18 protein-coding genes and 1 other annotated feature (1 of these 19 only partly in view) are annotated in these 23940 nt (G+C 42.3%); of the genes, 6 read left to right on the top strand and 12 right to left on the bottom strand.

Going from position 1 to position 23940, the window contains the following annotated elements; all coding sequences use genetic code 11:
- Window positions 1-39: a binding site (T-box leader), on the top strand; it begins 189 nt to the left of the window's first position.
- 164 nt (window positions 40-203) lie between these two features.
- On the top strand, window positions 204-2165 hold the full coding sequence (thrS, locus tag ACESZG_RS07785; protein ID WP_373217910.1) for a threonine--tRNA ligase: 1962 nt from the start codon (window positions 204-206) through the stop codon (window positions 2163-2165).
- 96 nt (window positions 2166-2261) lie between these two features.
- On the opposite strand, the gene ACESZG_RS07780 is transcribed toward thrS, so the two are convergent.
- Window positions 2262-4697, bottom strand: coding sequence for a GH36-type glycosyl hydrolase domain-containing protein (locus tag ACESZG_RS07780; RefSeq protein ID WP_025579251.1), 2436 nt, complete (start codon window positions 4695-4697; stop codon window positions 2262-2264).
- Window positions 4698-5093: 396 nt separating this feature from the next.
- Between ACESZG_RS07780 and ACESZG_RS07775 the strand changes: the two genes are divergently transcribed.
- The 4 genes from ACESZG_RS07775 (at window position 5094) to ACESZG_RS07760 (ending at window position 9387) form a co-directional block, all read left to right on the top strand.
- Window positions 5094-6107, top strand: a complete 1014-nt coding sequence (locus tag ACESZG_RS07775; RefSeq protein WP_055059313.1) for a LacI family DNA-binding transcriptional regulator — start codon at window positions 5094-5096, stop codon at window positions 6105-6107.
- Window positions 6108-6193: 86 nt separating this feature from the next.
- Window positions 6194-7522 carry an ABC transporter substrate-binding protein gene (locus tag ACESZG_RS07770; protein ID WP_025579254.1) on the top strand — a complete coding sequence of 443 codons (1329 nt, stop codon included), beginning with the start codon at window positions 6194-6196 and terminating at the stop codon, window positions 7520-7522.
- Window positions 7523-7600: 78 nt separating this feature from the next.
- Window positions 7601-8509, top strand: coding sequence for a carbohydrate ABC transporter permease (locus ACESZG_RS07765; RefSeq protein WP_025579256.1), 909 nt, complete (start codon window positions 7601-7603; stop codon window positions 8507-8509).
- Between the two features lie 14 nt (window positions 8510-8523).
- Window positions 8524-9387 (top strand): carbohydrate ABC transporter permease, encoded by an 864-nt coding sequence (locus ACESZG_RS07760; RefSeq protein ID WP_022380254.1) that lies wholly within the window; start codon window positions 8524-8526, stop codon window positions 9385-9387.
- 125 nt (window positions 9388-9512) lie between these two features.
- Here ACESZG_RS07760 and ACESZG_RS07755 read toward each other — a convergent pair whose 3' ends face one another.
- The 11 genes from ACESZG_RS07755 to sfsA all read right to left on the bottom strand — a co-directional run bounded on the left by ACESZG_RS07755 (window position 9513) and on the right by sfsA (window position 21940).
- Window positions 9513-10391, bottom strand: a complete 879-nt coding sequence (locus ACESZG_RS07755) for a methylenetetrahydrofolate reductase (protein WP_008706435.1) — start codon at window positions 10389-10391, stop codon at window positions 9513-9515.
- A 25-nt stretch (window positions 10392-10416) separates the two neighbouring features.
- Window positions 10417-11037 (bottom strand): methylenetetrahydrofolate reductase C-terminal domain-containing protein, encoded by a 621-nt coding sequence (locus ACESZG_RS07750; protein ID WP_008706433.1) that lies wholly within the window; start codon window positions 11035-11037, stop codon window positions 10417-10419.
- Between the two features lies 1 nt (window position 11038).
- Window positions 11039-13003 (bottom strand): electron transport complex subunit RsxC, encoded by a 1965-nt coding sequence (gene rsxC / locus ACESZG_RS07745; protein WP_373217907.1) that lies wholly within the window; start codon window positions 13001-13003, stop codon window positions 11039-11041.
- A 450-nt stretch (window positions 13004-13453) separates the two neighbouring features.
- The gene (locus tag ACESZG_RS07740; protein WP_062808078.1) at window positions 13454-13978 is read right to left on the bottom strand and encodes a hypothetical protein; all 525 of its coding nucleotides are present in this window, start codon (window positions 13976-13978) and stop codon (window positions 13454-13456) included.
- A gap of 58 nt (window positions 13979-14036) precedes the next feature.
- Entirely contained in the window at window positions 14037-14924 is an 888-nt protein-coding gene (locus tag ACESZG_RS07735) for a hypothetical protein (RefSeq protein WP_347457177.1), read from the bottom strand.
- Between the two features lie 88 nt (window positions 14925-15012).
- Window positions 15013-15639 carry a response regulator transcription factor gene (locus tag ACESZG_RS07730; RefSeq protein WP_055058163.1) on the bottom strand — a complete coding sequence of 209 codons (627 nt, stop codon included), beginning with the start codon at window positions 15637-15639 and terminating at the stop codon, window positions 15013-15015.
- Complete coding sequence (locus ACESZG_RS07725; protein ID WP_373217905.1) at window positions 15587-16930, bottom strand: sensor histidine kinase; 1344 nt, start codon at window positions 16928-16930, stop codon at window positions 15587-15589. Before ACESZG_RS07725 ends, ACESZG_RS07730 begins: the two co-directional genes overlap by 53 nt.
- Window positions 16927-18594, bottom strand: coding sequence for a histidine kinase N-terminal 7TM domain-containing protein (locus tag ACESZG_RS07720; protein WP_373217902.1), 1668 nt, complete (start codon window positions 18592-18594; stop codon window positions 16927-16929). The genes ACESZG_RS07725 and ACESZG_RS07720 overlap by 4 nt, the downstream gene beginning before the upstream one ends.
- 217 nt (window positions 18595-18811) lie before the next feature.
- Entirely contained in the window at window positions 18812-19969 is a 1158-nt protein-coding gene (locus tag ACESZG_RS07715; RefSeq protein WP_368211092.1) for a DUF4428 domain-containing protein, read from the bottom strand.
- Between the two features lie 67 nt (window positions 19970-20036).
- Window positions 20037-20870 carry a hypothetical protein gene (locus ACESZG_RS07710; protein WP_118610352.1) on the bottom strand — a complete coding sequence of 278 codons (834 nt, stop codon included), beginning with the start codon at window positions 20868-20870 and terminating at the stop codon, window positions 20037-20039.
- 371 nt (window positions 20871-21241) lie between these two features.
- Window positions 21242-21940, bottom strand: coding sequence for a DNA/RNA nuclease SfsA (gene sfsA / locus ACESZG_RS07705; protein WP_368211093.1), 699 nt, complete (start codon window positions 21938-21940; stop codon window positions 21242-21244).
- 217 nt (window positions 21941-22157) lie between these two features.
- On the opposite strand from sfsA, the gene ACESZG_RS07700 reads away from it, so the two are divergent.
- A complete protein-coding gene (locus ACESZG_RS07700) occupies window positions 22158-23900 on the top strand; it encodes a diguanylate cyclase domain-containing protein (RefSeq protein WP_368211094.1) in 1743 nt (580 codons plus the stop codon).
- Window positions 23901-23940: the final 40 nt, after the last annotated feature.

Below are 23940 nucleotides of genomic sequence, written 5' to 3'. Positions count from 1 at the left end.
CCGGGGTGGAACCGCGAGTAATGTTATCTCGTCCCCTACAGTATTTAACCGTACTGTAGGGGATTTTTTTATTCTTTCTTTTACCCCTTCGCAGTACAAAAAACTGTTACTGTTCACTCCGTTCTCAGCAACACGCTCCGCGGGATATCAACAGTGAACAGCAACTATAACAAATCCATACTAACGTAAAGGAGATAATCATCATGATCGTAACATTAAAAGACGGCTCAAAAAAAGAATACGCTGAAGCAAAATCCGTAATCGACATTGCTTACGACATCAGCGAGGGACTTGCACGTGCTGCCTGTGCAGGAGAAGTAAACGGAGAAGTTGTAGACCTGAGAACAGTTATTGACAGTGACTGCGAATTAAACATCCTGACAGCAAAAGATGAAAAAGGACTTGCAGTTCTCCGCCATACAGCATCCCACGTACTTGCCCAGGCAGTACAGACCTTATTCCCGGATGCAAAGGTTGCTATCGGACCTTCTATTGATACAGGATTCTACTATGATTTCGACTGCCCTCCATTCTCCCGTGATGACCTGGATGCAATCGAAAAAGAAATGAAAAAGATCATCAAAAAAGGCGCTAAGATTGAACGCTTCACAAAATCAAGAGAAGATGCCATCGCATACTTCCAGGAGAAAAATGAACCATACAAGGTAGAACTTATCGAAGATCTTCCGGAAGGCTCCGAAATCTCTTTCTATTCCCAGGGAGACTGGACAGACCTCTGCGCAGGTCCTCACCTTATGAGCGTAAAGGGTGTAAAAGCATTCAAGCTTCTCTCCTCCTCCAGCGCCTACTGGAGAGGCAGTGAAAAGAACGCAATGCTCACACGTATCTACGGAACAGCTTATGCTTCCAAGGATGAGTTAAAAGAACATCTGGAACAGATGGAAGAAGCAAAAAAACGCGATCACAATAAACTTGGACGTGAAATGAAAATCTTCACAACTGTAGACGTGATCGGACAGGGACTTCCTCTTATCATGCCAAACGGTGTGATCATGATGCAGGAGCTTCAGCGCTGGATTGAAGACGAAGAGACAAAACGTGGCTATATCAGAACAAAAACTCCGTTAATGGCAAAGAGTGATCTCTACAAAATTTCCGGTCACTGGGATCACTACAAAGACGGTATGTTCGTTCTCGGTGACGAAGAAACAGACAAAGAAGTATTTGCGCTTCGTCCTATGACATGCCCATTCCAGTACTATGTATACAAAGCAGAACAGCACAGCTATCGTGATCTACCTCTTCGTTACGGTGAAACATCCACTCTGTTCCGTAATGAGGATTCCGGGGAAATGCATGGTCTGACACGTGTACGTCAGTTCACGATCTCCGAAGGTCATCTGATCGTAAGACCTGACCAGATGGTAAAAGAATTTAAAGACTGTATCGCACTTGCACAGTACTGCCTGCAGGTTCTTGGTGTAGAAGAGGACGTAACCTATCACCTTTCTAAATGGGATCCGAACAACAGAGAGAAATACATCGGTGATGCAGAAGTGTGGAATCAGACAGAAGCTCATATCCGCCAGATGCTTGAAGAACTGAACATTCCATTTACAGAGGATGTTGGAGAAGCTGCATTCTACGGACCTAAGGTTGATATCAATGCCAAAAATGTATACGGAAAAGAAGATACAATGATCACGATCCAGTGGGATGCTCTTCTTGCTGAACAGTTTGATATGTACTACATCGATGAAAATGGTGAGAAACAGCGTCCATACATCATCCACCGTACATCCATGGGATGCTATGAGAGAACACTGGCATGGCTGATTGAGAAATATGCAGGTATGTTCCCGACTTGGCTCTGCCCAGAACAGGTTCGTGTAATTCCGATCTCTGAGAAATTCCACAACTATGCCGCCAAAGTGGAAGCACAGTTAAAAGAAAACGGAATCCGCTGCTCCGTTGACCAGCGTTCCGAGAAAATGGGCTACAAGATTCGTGAAGCACGTCTTGCAAGAGTTCCATATATGCTCATCGTCGGTGCCAAAGAGGAAGAAGAAGGCAAGGTTTCCGTAAGAAGCCGTTACCTCGGTGATGAAGGAATGAAAGACCTTGGTGAGTTCCTTACATCCATCAAAGAAGAAATCAAAAACAAGACAATTCGTAAAATCGAAGTTCAGGAAGAAAATAAATAAAACAGGTATTTTACTTTAACCTGTTCAAATAAGTCCCCACCCTCTGCTTTAATTGCATCAGGCAATAAGCAATGGGTGGGGACTTTTATTTATCAGTTATCCCATCTGTACAATTACATGGTATTCGTTTCTGCCATTGACCATAGGAATCTGGTTTCCATTTATCCTCTCACCATCTACCTCAATCCATCTGACTCCTTTCTGCACACCTTTCGGTTTATGGATCTCAATATGATAATCCGCCCCTCTAAAATGACGGTTCACTTTAAAATCGCCAAACGTTTCCGGAAGGCAGGGGTCTACGATCAAACCATCATATCCTGGCAGAATACCAAGAAGCGCCTGTGACAGGTTTATAAATGTCCACGCTGCAGTTCCTGTCAGCCAACTGTTTTTTGCCTCTCCAAATCCTGGTGCATCAGCTCCCGCGATCATCTGCGAATATACATATGGTTCTGTCCGGTGAATATCACTGATTTCCTCAATATAAGATGGACATATTTTACGATAAACCTCAAATGCCCTGTTTCCTCTTCCAAGCACAGTCTCCGCAATGGAAATCCACGGATTGTTGTGGCAGAAAATTCCTGCATTTTCTTTATATCCAGGCGGATAAGAAGTAATTTCCCCAAGTTCCAGATGGTATCTTGTATAAGCCGGCTGAAGGATCATTATTCCATACTTTGTTTCCAGCAATTCATTCACAGAGTCCAGAGCTTTTTCTGCTATTCCTTCTTCCTTGCCGATTCCTGCCATAACACAGAATCCCTGTGGTTCAATAAAAATCTTTCCTTCTTCGCATTCTTTTGAACCAACCTTTTCAGACTGTGCATCATAGGCACGCAGGAACCATTCTCCGTCCCATCCATTATCCAGCACTGCCTGATACATCTCATCCACTGCTTTCCCTGCTTCTTTTGCAAGTTCTGTGTGCCCGGTCCGCTCACAGAGCTCCTCAAATTCTTTTCCATATTTCACAAACATACCTGCAATAAATACAGATTCTGCCACAGGGCCTTCCGACGGCCCTGTTGTCTGAAAGGATTCTCCAGGTTCACTGGAAAAACAGTTCAAATTCAGGCAGTCATTCCAGTCTGCCCTTCCGATCAGAGGAAGTTTGTGAGGACCAAGATGGGTTACTGTGTAATAAAAAGATTTCTCCAGATGTTCAAAAAGCGGTACCTCTGTACCCTTCTTACAATCAAAGGGTACCTGCACATCAAGTATCCCATAATCACCAGTCTCTTTGATATATGCTGCTACTGCTGCGATCAGCCATAACGGGTCGTCATTAAATCCGCTTCCAACATCCAGATTCCCCTGTTTTGTCAGCGGCTGGTACTGATGATATGCACTTCCATCCGGAAACTGTGTAGATGCTATATCAATAATCCTTTCCCTTGCCCGCTCCGGGATAAGATGCACAAATCCCAGAAGATCCTGACAAGAATCGCGAAATCCCATCCCCCGTCCTGTTCCTGATTCGTAATAAGATGCTGATCTGGACATATTGAAGGTTACCATACACTGATATTGATTCCAGATATTTGCCATGCGGTCAATATGTTCGTTCTCGCTGACGACTGCAAAGCGTGCCAGCAATGTTTCCCAGTAATTTTTCAGTTCTGCAAAGGCCTGCATCGCTTTTTCCATTGTATTAAATCTTTCAATCAATGCTTTTGCAGAGGTTTTATTGATAATTCCGGGAGCTTCCCATTTATCATCTGCCGGATTTTCACAATATCCCAGCATAAAAACAAATTCTTTTTCCTCTCCCGGCAGCAGAGTCAGATCTATCTGATGTGCAGCAATGGGATACCATCCGCTTGCAATAGAGTTACTGCATTTTTTCTTACATACAGCTTCTGGAAAAGCATTCCCGTTTCCTGCTCCCAGAAAAGCATCTCTGTTGGTATCATAATTGTCCACCTGTGTATTTACTGTAAAGAAACTGTAATGTTTCCTTCTTTCTCTGTATTCTGTCTTATGATAAATCGTACTCCCCTGTACTTCCACTTCTCCGATACTTAAATTTCTCTGGAAGTTCGATGCGTCATCCACTGCATTCCAGAGGCAGAATTCCACGTATGAGAACAGAGAAATATTTTTTTCAGTTTCAGAGTTATTTTTCAGTTTCAGACAATTGATCTCACATGAAGCATCAGAGGGCACAAAAACCAGAAGCTCTGCTTTTAGATTATTTTTCGAAGAACAGAAGCGACTGTATCCAAGACCATGTCTGCATTCATAAGTATCTGTTTCTGTTGCAGACGGCATAGTTCCCGGATTCCAGATTACTCCGTCATCATTAATATAATAATACTTTCCGTTGGAATCTGCAGGAATATTATTATAACGGTACCTGGTAATTCGCAACAATTTTGCATCTTTATAAAAGCTATATCCTCCGCAGGTGTTGGAGATCAGTGAAAAGAAATCATTACTTCCCAGATAATTGATCCAGGGTAATGGTGTATGTGGTGTAGTGATAACATATTCTTTCGCCTTGTCGTCAAAATATCCGAATTTCATTGAAAAGCCTCCTTAAAAAGAATAAATAAACACTTGTGAAGAAAAGGCCGAAAACAGACTTGCGAAAACGAATACGTTCAGAATTTATATGTTTATTATATAGTTTAGATTGGATTTATCACAGTATAATTCAGTTTTTCAAAAAAATCAACTACATTTTTAGCAGTCAAAATATTTCACAACTGTTATTTTAACTTCCGTAAGATCATCGCGAAACTTTTCGTTATATTAAAGCCTGTTTTTTGTGAAATTAATAAATTATTATAAATTCTTTTTTGTGCAACAGGGATAAATTATACAAATATAACAAAAATACTTGAATTTTATCTGAAAATAAAGTACGATTAGCTTGCGAAAACGTTTTAGAAACAAAAACAGAAAAGGCTGGACTATAATATGGTATCCATGAAAGACATCGCAAAACAATGTAACGTATCTGTTGCAAGCGTCAGCAAAGCACTTAATGGTTATTCGGATATCAGCGAAGAAACCCGACAGCTTATTTTGAAGACTGCATCAGAAATGGGATATCTTCCAAATTCCTCAGCCAGAGCACTAAAGACCAGACGCAGTTATAATCTTGGCGTACTTTTTGTAGACGAAGCCATGAGTGGCCTCACCCATGATTATTTCAATCATGTACTGGAAAGCTTTAAACGCACTGCCGAATCCAGAGGATATGACATCACTTTTACCAGCGGAAACCTCTCCGGTCAGCATCTCAGTTATTATGAGCACTGCCGTTACCGTGGAGTCGATGGAGTGGTGATCGCCTGTATCAATTTTTTTACAGAAGAGGTACAGCGCCTGGTACAGTCCGAGATACCGGTAGTCACTATCGATCATGTATTTGATGGAAGAATTGCTGTTGTTTCCAACAACATTCAGGGAATGGAAGAACTTGTCTCTTATATTCTTGAACGGGGACACAGAAAGATTGCCTATATTCACGGAGAAGATTCCTCTGTCACACGAAACAGACTTGGAAGTTTTTACAGAACTCTCCAGAAAAAACGAATCGATATACCTGATGAATATATGCCAGTCATTCCTTATCGAGATGCAGAAGCTGCAGCAATAGCAACTTCAGAGCTTCTGGATCTGAAAGATCCTCCTACCTGTATCCTCTATCCGGATGACTTCTCCGCACTGGGTGGCATCAATGAAATCCACGAACGTGGACTTCGAATACCAGATGATATTTCCATTGCAGGCTATGACGGACTTACTTTTGCACGCATCCTGGAGCCACGGCTGACAACTCTGTGTCAGGACACAGAAACGATTGGACGGCTTGCCGCACAGAAGCTGATTGATCTTATCGAAAATCCTAAAACAACGATCATCGATAAATTCACCGTTGATGGAAGACTTTTCCCCGGTGCATCAGTCAGAAATCTGGCAAAATAAGAAAATCTTCAGTATCTTCACAGTTGGTGGACTGCTGAAAAGTTACAATCAACCCAAAATAATTATCACAAGGAGGTAATAACATGATGAAGAGAAAAGCTATGGCAATTACATTAACAGCAGCTATGCTTGCCGGTCTTACAGCAGTTCCAACATGGGCTGAAGATGCAGCCGCTGACGAAGGTAAAGTTTTAAACATTTATTGCTGGAATGAAGAATTCAAATCCCGTCTGACTGACCACTATCCCGGATATGAAGAAGTTGACGGAACTCATGGCAAGATCGGAGATGTTGATGTTGTATGGAACATTACTCCTTCTGATGACAATGCATATCAGAATAATCTGGATGAGACTCTTCTGAAACAGGCTGATGCAGCAGCAGATGACAAAATCGATCTCTTCCTTGTTGAAGCCGATTATGCACTGAAATATGTAAATACAGATTATACAATGTCTGTGGCAGATCTGGGAATCACAGATGAGGAAGTTGCAGACCAGTATCAGTACACCAAAGATGTTATGACAGATTCGGATGGCAACTTAAAAGGTCTTTCCTGGCAGGGCTGCCCGGGTGCTATGATCTACAGAAGAGATATTGCAAAAGAAGTATTCGGAAGCGATGATCCGGCAGAGGTTCAGAAGAAAGTTGCAGACTGGGATACATTTAAGGCAACAGCTGAAGAGCTGAAGGAAAAAGGCTATCAGATGACTTCCACTGTAAATGATGCCTACCGTGTATTCTCTAATAATGTAACTTCCCCATGGGTTGTTGACGGAAAGATCACTGTTGATGACAATATCAAAAACTGGGTAGATATGTCCAAGGAAATGGTTGATGCCGGAGAAACAGCTACCTATGAATTGTGGAGTGATGACTGGAGCAAGGGCTTCTTCAAAGACAGCAATGTATTCTCATATTTCGGACCTGCATGGTTCATCGACTTCTCCATGAGCGCTGACCAGGATGGTTCAGTTGGTAAAGATGGCGGCTGGGCTGCAACAGAAGGGCCACAGGGCTTCTACTGGGGCGGAACATGGATCACAGCAGCTACAGGCACAGACAATCCCACACTGGTTGCTGATATCATGAGAACGATGACAACTAACGTTGACGTTATGAAAGAAATCGTTACTGCTGATAATGACTTCGTAAACAATAAACCTGCCATGGAAGAAATGGCTAAAGATGAAAGCTACGGCGATGCAGTTCTTGGTGGACAGAATCCTCTGGCTATGTTCTGTGCAGGCGCTGATAAGATTGATCTGAGTAACATGAGTATCTATGATCAGGGCTGCAACGAAGAATTCCAGAATGCCATGAAGAACTACTTCGAAGGCAACGCATCTTATGATGAAGCTCTCGACCTGTTCTATAAGGCAGTTGTAGAAAAATATCCGGAACTTTCCTATTAATCAAACATTGAAACCTGTGTGCCTGCCTGACCATCAGGCAGGCACACTTTGGATTACAGCAGACTATGGAGGAAGATAATGGCAAAGAATAATAACCATAAAGCGGTCAGCTATAACAAATGGGGATATATCTTCCTGATACCATTTGTAGTAGTATATCTCATATTCCAGCTCGTTCCGCTTATCAGTACAATTTATAACAGTTTCTTTGAAAATTACAGATCTGGATTAACGCAGATAGGACCGAATTTTGTGGGACTTGCCAATTATGCAAAGCTCTTTCAGGGTGGCGATATCTGGATTTATTTTAAAAACACAATGATCATGTGGGTAATGGGATTTATCCCACAGATCCTGGTTTCCCTGCTCCTGGCTGCCTGGTTCTCCAATCCAAGCCTCCGGCTTAAGGGACAGCGCTTCTTCAAAACAGTTATTTATCTGCCAAACCTGATCATGGCATCCGCCTTTGCAATGTTATTCTTTACCTTATTTGCAGACGGCGGTCCCATCAATGCAATGCTGATGCAGTCAGGAATACTGAAACAGGCATATTCCTTTTTCAGCCATGCCTGGAGTGCCAGAACCCTTGTTGCAGTCCTGAACTTCCTGATGTGGTTCGGAAATACAACTATTCTTCTTATGGCAGGTATGATGGGAATTGACTCCTCGCTTTACGAGGCAGCTGAAGTAGACGGTGCAACTTCCTCACAGATTTTCAGAAAGATCACTCTTCCACTCCTTCGTCCAATCCTGATCTATGTTATGATCACATCCCTGATCGGCGGCATGCAGATGTTCGATGTACCTCAGATCCTGACAAACGGAACCGGCGACCCCATGCGTTCCACTATGACACTGATCATGTTCCTGAACAAGCATCTGTTCAGCAAGAACTACGGAATGGGTGGCGCATTATCCGTATTCCTGTTCATTATCACAGGAGTGCTCAGCCTGATCGTATTCCGCTTTAACAAGATAAAAGACTGATGGAGGTGAGAAGAATGAATGAAAAAAACTCCAAAAATAAAAAAGGAATGAGCATGAAAGGTCAGCGTACTCTTGCCTATATCGTACTGATCATCATTTCCTTCTTCTGCCTGTTCTGGTTTTATGTACTGTTTATCAATGCCACCAGATCTAATGGCGCACTGAAAAAGGGATTCACAGCCATTCCCGGAGGACATCTCATTGAGAACTGGAAAAATCTTCTCGCAGGAACACTCCCTGTATGGAATGGTATGTTCAACAGTATTTTCATTGCTACCTGCTCCGCTGTTTTATGTACCTATTTTTCAACAATGACTGCTTACGCTATCCATGCATACAATTTTAAAGCAAAAAAATTTATGTTTACATTTATCCTTGCAGTCATGATGATCCCAACTCAGGTAACTGCTCTTGGATTCCTTCAGCTGTTGGGAAAAATAGGTCTGGACGACTCCTTTGTCCCACTGATCGTTCCAAGTATTGCTGCTCCTGTTACTTTCTTCTATATGAAACAGTACATGGAAAGCAACCTTCCTCTGGAGCTTGTGGAAGCAGCACGTATTGACGGTTCCGGTGAATTTAATACCTTTAACAAAATCGTATTCCCGCTTATGAAACCGGCTATCGCTGTGCAGGCAATTTTTACCTTTGTACAGAGCTGGAATAATTACTTCATTCCGGCGCTGGTCCTTCACTCAGATAAAAAGAAAACACTTCCTGTACTGATCGCACAGCTTCGAAGTGCAGACTTCCTGAAGTTTGACATGGGACAGGTGTATGTAATGATCGCCTTTTCCATCTTCCCGGTCATCATTGTCTACATTCTTCTTTCCAGATTCATTGTAGAAGGTGTTTCCGCAGGTGCGGTTAAGGGTTAGATGCTGATACAACAAAAGCTGTCTGTTCCGGATGCAAATACATCCGGAATCCAGACAGCTTTTTTAATTATTTGCAGTACTGTTCTGTAATGATGTTACTATTTACAGCTCAGAGTTTTATTTTCTTAGATCTCAGCCAGTTTCAGCAGATCCGGGATCTTGGATTCCCATCCAAGTGCCATGATATGTACACCCTGACAGTATGGCTTGCACTCTTTGATAATACGTGCAGCGATCTCAACACCTGTGATACCTGCTTTTGTCTTTTCTTTGTCTGCTTTCAGTTCCTCGAGCATTTCGTCCGGAACATGAATGCCGGCAACGTTGTTGTTCATGAATTTAGCCATTCCAGCGGACTTCGGAATGATGATACCAACCTGTACAGGTTTTCCGAACTGTTTTGCTTTTTCCATGAATTTGATGAATTTCTCCGGCTCAAATACTGCCTGTGTCTGGAAGTATTCTGCACCTGCAGCTACTTTTCTTTCCATTTTTGCAAGCTGTGCGTCAACGGAATCGCTGCATGGAGATACAACAGCACCCTTGGAGAATTTTGGCGGCTCACCAACCAGTTCGTTTCCGCCAAGATCCACACCGGATTCCAGAAGCTTCACTGTGTGAAGAAGGGATACGGAGTCAAGGTCGAATACAGGTTTTGCCTGTGGGTGGTCACCCATCTTTGTATGGTCACCTGTAAGGCAGAGGATGTTGTCAATACCCAGCATTGCAGCGCTGAGAAGATCAGACTCCAGAGCGATACGGTTTCTGTCACGGCATGCCAGCTGGAAGATCGGATTCATGCCTGCATCCTTGAGAACTTTACACATTGCAAGAGATCCAAGACGCATAACAGAAGACTGGTTATCAGTTACGTTAACTGCATGAACATCCTTGAGGTATGTTTTTGCTTCTTCTACCAGTTCATCTACGTGGATTCCTTTTGGCGGTCCTACTTCTGCAGAAACTACAAATTCACCACGGTCGAATAATTCTTTCATTTTCATTGTACATTGCTCCAATCATTATAATCTATTTTAATTCATCGTCTGTTGCAAAGTTATGAATCTGTGTCGGACATTTCAGCGCGTCAAGGCGTCCGATCTCTTTCAGACGTCTGTAGATGCGTTCCCATCCACATTCCATTTCGCTGTCCACTTCACATTTACCGTTCTTGGAACCGCCGCACTGGCCATTCACAAGGCTCTTTGAACATGCTGTGATCGGGCAGATTCCGCCTGTCAGGTTCAGGTAGCATTCACCGCACTGGTCACATTTGTACTCTAACGGTGTCACGCCCTGGAAACCTGGTACCGGGTATGTATCGCAGGCTGCACAGACCATCTTGTCTTCCAGATATTCTGAAACGGTCTGTACACCAACACCGCAGGAGAATACCAGAACCAGATCTGCTTCCTGGATCTTGCTCATATGTTTCTTAAGACGTAATTCCATATTTTCCGGATTACAGATGTAATCAGTTGTCATGATTCCTGTCACATTTCCTTCAGCTGCAAGTTCCTTCTGAAGTCGGGCAGCTTCTTTTTCCGGAAAACGAACTTCCTTACATCCATGACAGTTGATAATGAAAACTTTCTTTCCGGCTGTCAGTGATGTAATCGCTTCTTTTGCTTTTAACTGGGTAATCAACATATTACTTCATCCCCCTTACTGCATTTTTTCCGGCTTTGATACTGTTAATGATCGGAATCTTGGAAGAACAGATATACTGACAGCATCTGCACTCAACACAATCCATAACGTTCATGTCTTTCATGCCCTGCCAGTTCTCATCTTTCGCATATTTCACGAAATACAGAGGTGAAAGTTCCATCGGACATACATCTACGCAGCGTCCGCACTTGATACACGGCTGTTCTTTTGTCTCATCCGGTTCAACGGCAATAATACCATTGGAGCCTTTCATCATCGGTACATCCAGTGTGTTCAGAGGGAATCCCATCATTGGTCCGCCCATCTTAACCAGAACATCGTCATCTGTAAATCCGCCGCAGTAATCGATCAGATCTCTTACGCTTGTACCGATCTTGATAACGAAGTTTCCAGGATTCTTGATCTTCTCGCCTGTTACTGTTGCAACACGCTCAACCAGAGGCATTCCTGTCTGGATCGCATCGGAGATTGCTTTTACTGTACTGATATTATCTACAACAACGCCGACATCTGCCGGAAGACCGCCGCTTGGAACAATTCTTCCCATAACGCGCTTGATGAGAGTTTTCTCAGCACCCTGCGGGTATTTGGTTTTTGCAACAAATACTTCCATGTTTCCGATGTCAGCAACTTTTTTCTGCATTAATTCAATGGCATCCGGCTTATTATCCTCGATAACGATGATACCTTTTTCGGCACCTGTTGTCTTGAGGACTGCTTTCAGACCCAAAATAATGTCATCTGCATACTCAAGGAGTACTCTGTGGTCTGCTGTTAACAGAGGCTCACATTCACATCCATTGAGAAGGATGGTATCTACCGGTTTGGCAGGTTTAAGTTTGACACAGGTCGGGAAACCTGCACCGCCCATACCAACGATTCCGGCTTCACGGATGATATCAATAATCTCATCCGGAGTAAGATTGTCAAGCTCACCATGTGGCTGTACGGATTCGTGCAGAGTATTTTTTCCATCCGATTCAATGACAACAGCCATCACTTCGCTTCCGCGTGTGCCATGCATACGCGGTTCAACAGCAACTACGGTTCCGCTTACGCTGGAATGTACCGGAGCACTGATAAATCCGGCAGCTTCACCGATCTTCTGACCAACTTTTACAGTGTCACCAACCTGAACGATCGGATTGGCCGGTGCGCCCAGATGCTGTGACATGGAGATTACAACTGTCTTCGGATCCGGGAATTTCTTCAGAGCGATATGCTCACTGAATTCCTTACGTTCTGACGGATGAACACCGCCGTAATATCCGTCCAGTCTGTCTTCTCTGATGGACTTCACATAGTCGTTGATCACTTTGAAATTAACTTTGGAGAAATCACGAACCTGTACAGGCTGGTTTAAGAATTCTTCCAGACGTCCCTGTTTTGCAAGTCTCTGGTAAATCTTCTCCCATGCACAGTCTTTATTCGGATCTACTTCGCATTTTCCATTCTTTGCTCCACCGCACTGTCCATTGACAAGACTCTTTGAACAGTCAACGATCGGACAGACACCTCCGGTAATGTTCAGATAACACTGCGCACATGCGTCACAGCTCTTCTTGGTAAGTGCCATGCCATGATGACCTCTGTAGTTAAGGGTGTTGCTTGCAGCAACTACCGGCTTACCTGCCAGATCCGCAACGGTCTGAATACCAAGGCCACAGGAAATTACTACTACATTCTCTGTACCTTCCGGAATCAGATCCTGTAATTTTCTTTCTGTGTGCATCTTGTTGCATAAGAAATCAAATTTTGCACTGCCTGTAACATTCTTTCCCTGATCTGCAGCGAATTTCAGAAATTCGTCACAATCCGGTTCGTCAACAGTTTCAAATTCTTTGAAACATTTGTTGCAGGCAATCACAAACAGGTTGTCCTTACCGTCAAGCACTGATGCAAGTTCATCACTGCTTTTCAGTTTGTACTTAGTATAGTTTTCCAATTGCTCACCTTCCTCACGATAAAATTTTATCCTTATGATATCTGTTCTTATCCGTTCCCTCCATCTCTGCACTCAAAAAAGGGCTAATAAAACCAGATAAATAAGTTCAATACATATACCTTATTAAATGTAACATAAAATGCACATTTTATCCAGTTTTATTAGCAAATTTTATAAATTTCTTCTATGATTTCATCCTAAAATTCTATGAAGTGCAGATATTTGTACTGTAAAAGATATGAAATTAGCAAATTGTATACAATATACCATATTCTATAGCAACCATGACGATTTAACGCCTTCACACAGTTACGCTCTCAAACTCAAATCTTTAGAAATCGCCTTCGGCGATGGAATAGTGTTACTGTTCACTCCATTCACAGTAACTTAGCCAAAATTCATTCTCGTTTTTATGAACACTCCTGATAATCCTCTCTCACAGTACTTGTATCATGAGTTAAGACGCTGTCCGCAATATTCACAATTACTCAGACGTCCTTTTATTACTTGATTCTTTGCACCGCAGCTGGTACAGGTAACTGTAATATAAATCTTTTCATTTACACGTCTGTTTGGTGCAGTAATCATAATATAATTTCCTTCTCTGTCTATCTGGATATTCCGGATATATCCCCTGGCAATAAATTTTTCCAGCTTTTTTACTGCGCCTTTTCCCAGTTCCTGCTCAAGTTTCTCAAATGAGACCGTATTCTGGGCATAAGATTCAAACCAGCAGGCAATTTCCCTGGCTTTTTTCTTCCGTAATGCTTTCTGACCTTCCCTGAAAGTCGGATATAAAAATAACAGACAGAGCAGGATCTCTGTTGCTGCCATTCCCCAGCGTCCTTCACCAATATACTTCTCCGATGCACCAATAGCTCCCAGGGATAAAAGTATGCAGAAGCCACAAAGAACCCACTTCAGTTTTCCCAACACCCCTGCTTTTTTATTTTTTTCTGTCAAAAAATCATTCATGTCTGTTTCCTCTTTCTCTGATTAATCAAAATTCTATAATATATTGGTGAAGCTTCTGTCAGCCTGCCCCCAGCAGAAGCCATGCATCACCTGACGGATCATAATAATAAACCACATTGCCTCCTACTGCATAATAATGTTCTTTTGTAAAATGATCCTCATGATCCGTTCCCAGAACAAATACCGGACAATTTCTTCCTTCAATGTACTCCTCAGTACCTGTATACCACAGAGACATCCCAAGACCAAGGTAATAGCTGACTTCATCTGTCTCAGAAAGCTGTTCTCTGGCAATCTTTATATTCAATGCTGAATCATGCTCCGGATTACACTCTGATTCATGCTCCGGATTATATTCCGGATCATACTCATCCCAATTATAATATATGGAGAAATCATAGCAGTGAGTTTCTGCTGCAAGATGTCCATCCTTTAACGACACCATTGGATGATATTGCACACTCATATTCTGCTTCTGTACAGAAACCATCACATTGGAATGAATCTCACTCACATTGCAGCGCAGGATAATGATTTCATTCTCCTGCCCCCTATAGTATGGAGAGTTCAGATCATCCAGATATTCCCCTTCTTCCGTAGGCTGAGCCGGATAAACGCTGACCCTGCAATCATCCCCCGGGACAATGGCATAAATTTCATATCCCCCTGCATCAACCACTGTTCCATCCTGTAAAAAAGGATACGCAGCTGCCACCTCTCCCTGTCTGGTATATTCAAGTATCTCTGCTGCATCTGCACCTTCATAGGTATATCCCAGAAATGCCATTCCGGCCTGACATTCATTTTCCCTGATAATATCCTGCAGAATTGCCAGATTCTCATCTGCCTCAGGTGCTCTGGCAAATACTTCTCTCATACCTCCGCCATGAATACCAACAGAAAACAGTACCGCACAAACACATACAGCAATCGAATATTTTTTCATACTCTCATCTCCCTTCTTATCAAACGGATATTTGCACTCCGCTTCGCTTTCTGCTCATAACAGAATAACTTCGCAGTTTATCAGCTTGCTATTTTAACGTAGTTACGATCAGTTTACTTTCCAGTGCAGCCGCTATCAAATCTTCTTTACAGCTGTATCCTGCCCTGGCTATCATTTCCTGAAAATTCCATCTCACCCCGGAGGTAGAGCATTTCATTTCCCGCGCAATCTCTGAATATGACATTCCACGGATATACAGGCGAAGCATCTCAAGCTGCCTGGGACTGATATCACCGCTTGTGATCCAGTTAAGCTCCACCTTCGGCGTCATATCCGGAAATACATGCTCACCATTTAAGGTTCTGTGGATCACACTCCGTATTTCCTCTTCCCCGTGATCCTTATACCAGAGACTGTCTGCACATCCACACTTTGCCCTCTCCAGTACCTTGGGATCGATCAGGGAAGTAACGATCAATACCTTTGTATAGGGATACTTCTCCCTGATTTCTTTTCCGGCACTGAGTCCATCATGATTATGAAACGTCTGCACATCCATGATCACAAGATCAATTGCCGAATAATCACAGATTTTTACAGCTTCACGTGCATCCGAAACCGTCTGGACATGTCGGAATTCCGGCTCCTGCATAATAATATATTCAAAATACTTCTGCATGATCTTCTGATCTTCTACTATCAGTATCCGTACCATCGAATCCCATCCTTTCTGTCAGTGGCATTTTCAATATCAGACAAAACTCAGGGGAAAAAGAAACCTGCATCCTGCATTTTCCTGATTCAGCTGCCTTTCTTAGTGCAGATAAACCACCGCCTTCTTCCGCATTTTTGTCAGGCACCTCTCCATCATTGGTAATCTGAACAGTATATTCATCTGCATTTTTGTCTATCTTCACCCAAACAGTACTGCCATGGGCATGTCTGGCACAGTTTGTCACACATTCACGGATTGCCCTGTCTGTCAGCAGCCTGTAAGATGGATGCATGGGAAAGTTCCCACTGATCTGAACTGAAATTCCAAGCTCTTCTGCATGTCTGATCGTATCCTTATATACTTCTTCCATACTCTCAACAGCAGAACCGGTAAGAATATAAACCAAATGTTTCAATACAGACAACTGTTTATCCATTTTATCCGGATCTTCTTTCCTTTCCAATATTCTGCGTATTGACAGAAGGCTTCGTCCAAAATTGTCATGAACCTGCATTTTCATGACAAGCGTCTCCTGCTCTCTGATTTTATCTCCGATTTTTTCGTACATTTCCTCCAGCTTATGATTCAGGATTTCCAGTTTTTCATTGTTTGCCCTGATTTTTTCACCATTGTAATAAATTTCTGATACATTAACTGCCACTGTCTGCAGATATCCTGCACAATCCGGCTCCTGCAGACTATATTCCTGAAACATCCAGACGGAACCATCAGGAAAATAAAACACATTACTGTCTTTGCTCAATCTGCAAAGACCTTCCGATTCAGGTTCCCCACTCATTGCTTTCCTTAATACCTCATAATCCTGCAAATAAGAACCTGTCATGATTCTGCTCAGTTCCTGCATCTTGGTATTACACAAAACAATCCTTCCAAGAGGATCCGAAAAACATACCCCACAGGGGACATCATTCACAGCCTCATTTACAGACCAGTAAGACAGAGAATGATGATATCTGCGCCTCTCGCTCCGGATTGCCCAGCAAAGATAAAGCAATAATCCTATAACCACCGTCATTAAAACACTGACCGAATACCCCTGAAGCATTGGCTGATAGGAACTTTCTCCCAGACAATATCTGTGATCATTCATCAGAGCGCCCATGAACATGAAGGGAACTACAAAAACAGCCACTACCGTTACGATTTTCTTTTTCCCGGAAAAGCAGGTGATTCTTACCAGTAGGAGGATTAATTCCAGAATCATGCAGATTTCAAGAAGAATCATCAGAACATTCTGTATTGCCATACTGCATTCCACAAAACTGATCATCTTCCGCCTCTCTTTCTGAAGACGATACAACTAATAAACCATTCGTTTTCATCTTCCTGCTGCACTTTTAATTCCGGCCTTTCCGATATGAATCCACGCAGATCCGCCTCTGATACAATATGAACTGAAACCCGCAAGGCATCATCAATCTGCGACACACGGTAAAAAACAGACTGCATGGTATCAACCAATCGTTCCACAAGCCATTCAAAAATGTCATAGCATTTTAGTATATCATCTGCATTCAGCCGCACATCCACATTTTCCACGTAGTAAGCAGCCCGAATCCTGCATAATTTTAAGCTGTCACAGGATTCTGCCAGGCTTTGTCTGAGATCTTCCATTGTAAGCAGATTTCCATCTGATGCATATTGTGTCAGCACCAGATTCTTTCTCCGCTTCAAATACGTACCAACAACTACAATTTTACCGAGAATCCAATCATATTGTTTCCTTGATTCTGTCCGTTCCAGCTCATCCATAAACTGTGACAGCAATTCCAGCTGACCGGCAGTCTGATTCTGTATCATATTTAACAGACGGTTCTGTTCTTCTGTCTTTCTCCGCTCAGCCTCTTTCTGATAAACTTTCTGTAACAGACGGTTTCTGGCAGTCAGTTCCTCCTGCTGTTCCCGAATATCCTGATACTGATCCAGCAGTACCGAAATATCCTCTGACCAAAACAAATGTCCTCCCCTTATAGGAATATGGTTGATCCGGATTCCCTGTTCCTGTACTGATGATCTGTCTATTATGATTTTACGCAGTTCAGACGACAGCTCTGGGAAATCGCCGGAATGATAATAGCGCTGAAAAGAATGATCCGTAATCTCTGCATCCAGTCCTCCGGAAGTCTGGAATAATTCAAAATATCGATTATTGGTCTGTATCAATCCACATAATATACAACCCTGAAAAATTGCTGCCATTAAAAGGCAGCACACTGCCGTCATATCCCCTGCAATGATTTTGATGAAAGGCAGGCGGAGTATATTTCCGATATTCCATCCCAGAAGTAATATTCCCGGAATCACTGGCAGCCAGAACTGTTTCTTTCCCGGAATTCTGCTTTTTCTGATCAGAATGATTTCCATCCCTGTCAGACAGATCAAGATCCATCCCTGAATCACCATAAAAACAATACCATAGCTGTAATCTTTATCCGAAAATGGGGGCTGTTTGGAAAAACGAAATACCAGCTGATGCAAATCATTTGTAAAAACACTTACGATCAATATCGCTGCAACGGTCAGCAAAATTATAATCTTTCTGACCGTTTTCTCTTCCTCCTTTTCGCCCAAAAACATTGCTGCTGCCAAACCCAGAACCGGAATCAGAATCATGGGAATATAATATAGATACCAGCAAATATGTTCTCCAAGAGGATCATGAAAAACATGAAATTTTACTGTCCGCACAAAGAACCAGAATACCATCAGACAGCCAATTGCAGTCAGGCATCTGCGCGTTTTTTTATGTACTACATGTTTTCTCAGATAAATCACCCAGGCACAGTACATTCCCAGATAAATACAGCTACGACACTGATCTGCCAGATTTCTCATAAAAACATTTTCCGTTCTCACCTGCCTGCAGAAATAAGCCAGCAACACACTTATCAGAATCACTCCATATGACAGAGTCCTCTTTTTACTGTATGTCATGAAAGTTCCTCTCTTACCGGAGCGGGTTTGAAAAATACTTTACGCAAGATGTGCGTCACAATTTGCAGGAATGATTTTTCAAACACACCCAACCTATTTTTGTAATAATTATACTATAAAGTACCATTTTATCATATAGTTTTCAGAAGAATCATCTATTTTCAGAGTTTTTATCACAAACAGAGTGAACAATCCTGTCCACTCTGTTTCCCATTGCTTAAAACGGTCTTGGCTGACCACAGTATTCACAAAACTTTCCGGTATTCTCTGCACCGCACTGGCATTTCCACGAACTGTTATTCTGTTGCATTCCTCCAGTCATGTTCGTTTCTGACATTCCCGTCTGCTGCATTCCTCCGTTCATGTTCATTCCGGGCATTCCGGGCTGCATTCCTCCGTTCATGTTCATTCCCGGCATCCCAGACTGCATCCCTCCGTTCATATTCATTCCGGGCATCCCGGGCTGCATTCCTCCGTTCATGTTCATCCCGGGCATCCCAGACTGCATCCCTCCGTTCATGTTCATCCCGGTCATTCCAGGCTGCATTCCCGCATTCATGTTCATTCCTGACATCCCGGGCTGCATTCCCGCATTCATATTCATCCCGGACATCCCAGACTGCATCCCTCCGTTCATGTTCATTCCCGGCATTCCGGGCTGCATTCCTCCGTTCATGTTCATTCCCGGCATTCCGGGCTGCATCCCTCCATTCATGTTCATTCCTGGCATCCCAGACTGCATTCCTCCATTCATGTTCATTCCTGACATTCCGGACTGCATCCCGGCTGCATTTGGTGTCAGTGCCGCAATAATCTGATAAGCAGTCTGCTCCACTTCCATCAATTCCCTTCTGTTATCACTGCTTATAGAGAAAGTATTCAGGCAAAAATCCATATCATCAAACCACTGGGTTCTCACTTTAATACGCATAGTATAATCAAATTCATATTTATATACCGGTGGCTGATAACTTACAGTTTCTCCATCCTTTGTATATGTTTCCTCTTGTTGCTGTTGATCTACATCAACCCTGCACTGTACAACGGCTGATAAAGGAACTATATCCGGGTTTTCATTGACATCCAGTTTCCGTGCAACAGTAAAATTCCCCTTATTATCATCAATAAAAACATTGTAATTTCTGGTATTGATCTGACGGGTTATACAAAAGTCCATTACCGCTTTTTTGTTTTTTTCACGATATTCCAGCTGGCGTTTGATATCCTCTACCGTACTGTGCCGCCGCTCCTCAAACCATGGTGATAATTTTTTCGCACAATCCTTACACAGATTTCCGTCATCCAGTTTTCGATTTCCCAATAACCCAATTTTCTCTCCGCAGATGTCACAGATTTTCTTATCAAATAATCCCATACCCTATCCTCCTTTTTTATCTGAAAACCCATACTGCCTCACCGGAATGGTGCGGCAGTATTTTACCTTATTCTGTAACAATTATTTTTTCAAAATATGTCTTTACGGAAAAATCAACTTCACCTGTTTCAGAATCGTCTGCTTCTTCGCCGTCATCAGATTCCTCTGCATCGTCTTCTGCTATCAAACACAGTTTTCCATCATCCAGTAAATTGAACTTCATATTATCAAGACTGAAAAACATAGTTCCTGCCTCATCCTCTGTTACAGCCTTTAATACTAGTGCGTTTCCTTCCACGTCGCCCTGAAGTTCTACTTTTGTCTCTTCTCCGCTCTCTATTAAGATAATTTCAGCCTTTCCGTCTTCCACAGACATACTCATTTCAAATCCTGTAAAGTCAGCATTGACCGGCATCTGCATTCCAAATGCTTCCATCAGAGTACAGCTCCATTCTCCTTCAAAATCCTTCATGGTTGGATTTTCTACCGGTTTGCCCGGTACATAAGGCTCATACTCTTCCTTTTCCTGACTCAGGATCATTGTCGTTCCATCTGCTGTTAAGGTTATCTTACCGTCCTTGTACTCACATTCTTCTGTCTGATCATTATGAGTCATCAAAATTTTATCATTTTCTATTTTCCACTCTGATTCATCTACTTCAGGCTCTTCCCCATAAACAGAACTTGTTGTTTCCATTTTACCGTCTTCTTTAATGTCCACGGTCACTTCCATTCCCATTGCCCCCGGATGAAAGGATGCACCTTCGCCCATAGAAAGCTCATTTACATACCAGGTTCCAATAACATCCTTTTCTTCAAGGGCATAAACACTTACACTCATAAAGCCTGCCATTAAGACTCCTACTGTTCCTGCCATCCACAACCTCATTTTTTTACTCATACAAACATCTCCTTTCTTTTTTTAATGTACTCCTCGGACTCTTTTTTACTTAATTTTGTGAGAAGATTTTTTGTTTATCTACATTATACGTGAACGCTCAGATATTTACACTAGCACTTCTGACAGTATGCATGTAATTTTTTGGATAAATTAAAACCTGCTGAAAAGTTTTTAACTCTTCTCAGCAGGTTCATTAAAATACTTTCTGTTTTGGCGCATTCTCTCCAGATTTTCCAGAATTATATCTACACTGATTGGTTTGGCAATATGAGCGTTCATACCCGCTTTGATTGCCTTTTTACGGTCTTCTTCAAAAGCATTGGCAGTCATCGCAATTTTTGAATAGGACCTGCTGATTGCGGGAATACTTTTTATTTCCAGTCAGAAGCAAGGCATACAGGTACCGGATCCTGAATTTCCATTCTGTCAGGTTCTACCAGGCAGTCATAGGCCAGAATATGCACTCCTGCCCTTTCCGCTTCCTGTAATGTTTCTCCAAATTCCCGATGAGTCTCCCAGTTGGGCTCAAACCTGTCAACTCCATTCATCTGGATCACCAGAAGCAGATAGGCTTCGTATCCTTCCTGCATACAATGGATCAGCTCTTTCAGATGCTTCACACCTCTTTCTGTAGGTGCATCAGGAAATCGTGCTATATTGTCAGATTCCAGAGTGACACCTTTCACTTCTATAAAAGCCTTACGTTTCTCTGAACAGACGTAAAGATCAAATCTGGAATTTCCATAGATCTTCTCCGGCGTTACCTGAACCTTTTCCGGAAAAAGATGTCCTGCCTTTACCCACTCCAGTGCTGCTTTATTGGGAATCTGAGAATCCATATTGATCAGACCCCTGCCCTTTTTATTTACGCAGATCAGGTCATAGGCTGTCTTTCTCGCCGGATTGCTGCTCTTTTCCAGAAAAACCTGTGTACCCGGGACCAGAAGCTCCCTGCACCTGCCTGTATTCTTTACATGAACCGTTTCCACCTGCCCATTGATCTCCACATGTGCAATAAACCGATTGGGACGGTCTATGAAACGGCCCTCTGTGATATGTTCGTACCTCATTTTTTCTGCTCCTCTTTACGCATTGTATACATACCATAGCATGTTTTCCTCATACCTACAATATTTTCACTTTAAGAAACTTTTGTCTGATTTTGCCTATGTTTTTGTACCTGTGTTTTGAAAAAAATTCATTCCGTTTTTTCATTTCTGTGCTATAATGTTCCATCATAAAAATATCCGATAAAAATGAGGTGAAACAGGTGAAGAAAAAAATCTTGTGCCTCTTATCGTTTTTTTACTGAGCATGTGCCTTGTTGGTTTCATCGTATACAAAACAGACACTCACGAAAAATGGCAGAGACGCACAACCGCACAATTAAATGTATCAACCTACGGCGAACGTATTAAAAATGAAATTACAAATGGAATTGCGATCACAGATGCTCTGAAACAGGTTCTGATCAGTGGAAATGGAGATATCAAGCAATTTGATACGATTGCAGAAAATCTTATATCTGATTCTATTGAAAGTGTACAGCTTGCTCCGGACGGTGTTGTAACAGATATTTATCCTGCTGAGGGAAATGAGGCAGGTAAAATTGATCTGCTCCATGATAAAGACCGTGGCAGAATTTCCTGTTATGCAAGAGACAACCATACAATCATTACACAGGGACCCTTTGAATTGAAACAGGGCAGCTATGGAATTGCTGTTCGCAATCCGGTCTACCTGAATGATGAGCACGGACAGGCGTATTTCTGGGGATTTACCATTGTTATCCTGCGTGTTCCTGATATTTTTTCCGACTCGATCCATGCACTTTCAGGTTTTGGATATGAGTACAGACTTTCCAAAACAGAAACTCCCTGGAGTGACACTTATAAAACCGTTTACCAGTCAGATGGTCAGATAATGCAGCCGGTTTCTTATGATTTTACCATAGGGAAAGAAAGCTGGAAGTTTGAATTAACTCCTGAAAGCGGATGGCAAGACAATTTATTAATAACAAAAGCCAGTATAATATTTACTGTCATCACCTTACTTTTGTCGGGACTTATCAGGGCATGGCTGGTATCAAACGAAAACAAAAATAAATTTCAGATACTGGCACGCACGGATTCTCTTACAGGTATTTACAACCGCTATGGATTTGACGAATCAGCAGAAAAGATGATGGATAAAAATCCGAAAGCACATTTTGTGGCTGCACTCCTTGATATCGATGATTTTAAGTTTATTAATGATATCTATGGCCACGCCTATGGAGACAAAGCATTAAAGAGTCTGGCAGACAGCATGAAAACATTTTTTCCATCTGATGCATTACTGGGAAGAAACGGCGGGGATGAATTCTGTATTCTTTTACAAAATTATACCTGTGAAGATGCAAAAGAACTGCTGCAGCAATTTACCGGACTTCCAAAGGCATTCTCATACAAGGGAAAAGAACAGTCATTTAACATTTCTCTGGGATATGCGGAATATCCCAGATTTGTAGCCAGCCGTTCACAGCTTATGCGCTGTGCAGATGCAGCCCTTTATGAAATAAAACTTCACGGAAAAAACGGGTGTATGGCCTACAGGGAAGGTCTTCAGTCCGGAATCCGTAAACAACTGGGATTCGCATTTAAAGATATCTCTGAACACCTTCCGGGTGCATTTATCATATACAGAGCGGACAAAGACGATGACGAACTCTTTTATGCAAACCATGAGTTCCTTCATATGACCGGATATAAAGATATGGACGAGCTCTTCAGACTCACCAATAAGCGCTTCCGCAACCTGATCCTGAAAGATGAACAAAAACAGATAGAATCCAGCATCTGGGAACAGATTGATAGTGGTAATGAAAATGACTATATTCACTTTCACCTCCGAAAAGCTGACGGCTCCTATCTTTCTGTCCTCGATCACGGAAGAATCGTAGAAAGCCAGCAATACGGAAGGGTGTTCTATGTATTATTCATGGACTGGGAAGATATGCATATTCATTACAGTGATAAATTTTCCGGATAATAACAGACATACGACTGTTTTTCACGAAAAGGCTTATTTT

The organism is Blautia sp. Marseille-P2398 (assembly GCF_964240315.1).
GTDB lineage: Bacteria > Bacillota > Clostridia > Lachnospirales > Lachnospiraceae > Blautia_A > Blautia_A wexlerae.
Note: the sequence above shows the minus strand (reverse complement) of the source record. Positions and strands in the feature narration are given on the sequence as shown.